Annotated in this window: 2 protein-coding genes and 1 pseudogene; all 3 read left to right on the plus strand. The window is 62.1% G+C overall.

Features of this window, described 5'->3' with window-relative positions:
- The first annotated feature begins 6 nt into the window (after nucleotides 1-6).
- The 3 genes and pseudogenes from ACLP4W_RS22685 (at nucleotide 7) to ACLP4W_RS22695 (ending at nucleotide 2,357) form a co-directional block, all read left to right on the plus strand.
- Nucleotides 7-747, plus strand: coding sequence for a cation:proton antiporter domain-containing protein (locus ACLP4W_RS22685; protein ID WP_442389662.1), 741 nt, complete (start codon nucleotides 7-9; stop codon nucleotides 745-747).
- Nucleotides 748-1,160: 413 nt separating this feature from the next.
- Nucleotides 1,161-1,493 (plus strand): annotated as a pseudogene (locus tag ACLP4W_RS22690) (hypothetical protein); the annotation flags it as partial.
- 651 nt (nucleotides 1,494-2,144) lie between these two features.
- Nucleotides 2,145-2,357 (plus strand): helix-turn-helix transcriptional regulator, encoded by a 213-nt coding sequence (locus ACLP4W_RS22695; protein WP_442389663.1) that lies wholly within the window; start codon nucleotides 2,145-2,147, stop codon nucleotides 2,355-2,357.
- Nucleotides 2,358-2,655: the final 298 nt, after the last annotated feature.

Raw genomic sequence — 2,655 nt, forward strand, 5'->3', positions numbered from 1 at the left:
GCCGCTTTGCTGGCCGCGCTGGCGCTCGCCTCGGAGCAGACTGATCGCGCTCCGGTCCGCTGGGCCTGGTTCGCGTTTCGCACCGAGTTCGCCTCGCTGGCGGTCGGCCTGCTCATTTGTGTGATCGGCGGCGTGGTGATCTCACGATCCAGTGCGCGCGGGTGGATGAGTGGCACCTGGGCGCAGCTCGCGACCCTTGCGCTCGCGCTCGTCTGCTTCGGCCTTGGCGAGCGCTTGCACGGCAGCGGGTTTGTCACCGCCTTCGTCGGTGGGTTGGCCTACGCAGTTGTTTCACGCCGCAGCGGTACCCAGGCGGCGGCGACACAGGTCTCCGACGCGGCTGGCCAACTTCTGGAACTGCTGGTGTTCGCGCTTTTCGGCGCGGTGGCAGTCGTGCCGGCCTGGCGCGACGCTGGTTGGCGAGTTGTTGTTTTCGCAGCTCTCGCGTTGATCGTGGTACGTATCGCATCACTCGCGATCGCGTTGGCTGGTAGCGGTTTGCCGAGGCGCAGCAAACTGTTCATGGGATGGTTCGGCCCCCGGGGAATTGGAACACTCGTGCTTGGCCTGATCGTGATCGAGGAAGGCGAGATACAACAGGGCACGTTGATCACTCAGGCCGTGGTTGTGATCGTCACGCTCAGCCTGATCCTGCACAGTCTCACCGCTGCGCCGGGCATTCGACTCTGCCAGCAAGAAGACGACACGCCAACCGACAGCCCACCGGAGCGCCGAATAACGGTGTGATCGCACAGACCCCAGGCGCCGACTTCGACGTGCCGTCAGCCGGCTTCTGCGCAGACGTCTGCCCTGCTGACCCCCGGCGTTTGGATCGTCGTGACCGTTGCGGGTACTGCCGCGAGCGCCATGACAACGCCCAGGCCCGCAGCCCAGGACCAAAGCCAACGACTAACCGCTTCATCTCCTCGTCGCCACAGCCGTCGCCAACCTCGTGCTCACACCGAAGGAACGAACGTGATCGTCGGAGCGTATCGGCGCTGGCTGATAGCACGTTGACGCCGAAAGTGAATTCCTGAATTGCCGCCCGGTTTCCTGGCACCCGGACCTGAAATCGCGCACGGGCGCGGCGGGTCTGACACGATGACGCGGTGTCCACACTCAACGGTCCCGCCCACGCAGCAGGGCCAAGCCTGCACCAGTTGACGACGCCGCGAGCGGCGGCCGTGGCCGGGGTTCTGTTCGCCTTGCTTTTCGGCGCCACGCTGATCCTGATCCGCGTGAAGATGCCGGAGGGAGTGGGTGACTCGACGGAATGGCTCGACTCACAAAGAGACGGCATCTCGACGGCGACGAAGCTGATGCCGTTCGCCGGTATCACCTTCCTGTGGTTCATCGGCGTCGTGCGGGACAACCTCGGGCGCTACGAGGATCGGTTCTTCGCATCGGTGCTTTTAGGCAGCGGTCTGCTGTTTTTGGCGATGGTGTTCGTGTCGACCGCAGTCGCCGGCCTGCCGAGCTTGGCGGGCGGTGTCGTTGTAATAGTTGATGCTCCAATGCGATAGCCGTGAGATCGTCAACACCGGTGACCACCTCACGACCTTAAATGGCGAAACCAGCTGTAGCAGCTGGTATTTGGCGCGCGTGCAGCGCGCCCCAAATCAGTATTGCACCACTTTGTGCCAATGTGCCAGCAGTATTTTAGGGGTGTTGTTGCTGTAACCGTATGTGTCGTAGTTGTTTTCGGGACGTGCTGAGAGGTATGGAGCGACGAAGAGTGATGTTAGGAGAGTTTGGGTGTTTTTGAGAAGTGTTGGGAAAACTGGGTGTTTGGTCGGCTAGTAATTGAGTGCAGTTGCCGTGTTCGACACCGACTACGCGATCCCACGCTTCGCGGACTACTGCCAGGGCATCGGCGGCGTCAACGGTGAGCCGAGTTTGACGAGCATTAGCGGCGGCCAGACACAGGCGAGTCGGCTGTCCAGTCTCGTCCTGCGCGCACGCTGGATCCGCAAGGCCCTCTTTCGATTGGTCTACCTCGTAGCCAGTCGACCAGTACAAGGCGAATCCATCTACGAAAAATTGTGCACAGAGAGCTGTGCACAGCTGCTTACAGTAAGCACAAGGCCACCCAACGACGAAGCGGCCCCGCAAGTTATATGCCCTCTCACCTCTAGCGAGCGACGATGACCAACAATGGAACCAACGGCCGGGAGATGCTGACGGCCGAGGAAGTTCATGACTTGACCGGCGTGCCGGTGTCCACCCTGCACGACTGGGCAGCGAAGCGGGAACGCGGGATACAAGCTCCTGGCCCACATCACATCCGGCTGAGTGACCGGCATCGACGCTGGACACGAGTCGATGTCGACGAGTGGATCCAGTCGGCCCGCATCTGATTGAAGCACCATGGTCACGCTCAAAGCCGCGACAATGAGCCCGCGGATCGCCTTGGAGTGCAACGATCGCCGCGCTGTTGCCGAACGGTAGCCATCAGGATTTCGGTCCCATCCGCGACGATGAATCAAGCAGCCGCTCAGGCGGGCTACGCCTAACGCTCCCGGCAATGGCCCTGCGCGGCTTGGCTTAACGGAGCAATGCTCCGCCGGCGGAGAGGACAAAGAATGGCCGTCACCCGACGAGAGACGACCCGTGGACCCAGGTTCGACGTCGAATGGCGGTTGCCGGACCGTTCGA

Source organism: Mycobacterium sp. (assembly GCF_052145595.1).
Lineage (GTDB): Bacteria > Actinomycetota > Actinomycetes > Mycobacteriales > Mycobacteriaceae > Mycobacterium.

Coding starts and splice junctions, on each gene's coding strand:
- ACLP4W_RS22695 (WP_442389663.1), top strand. CDS start 2,145: ATGACCAACAATGGAACCAACGGCCGGGAGATGCTGACGGCCGAGGAA.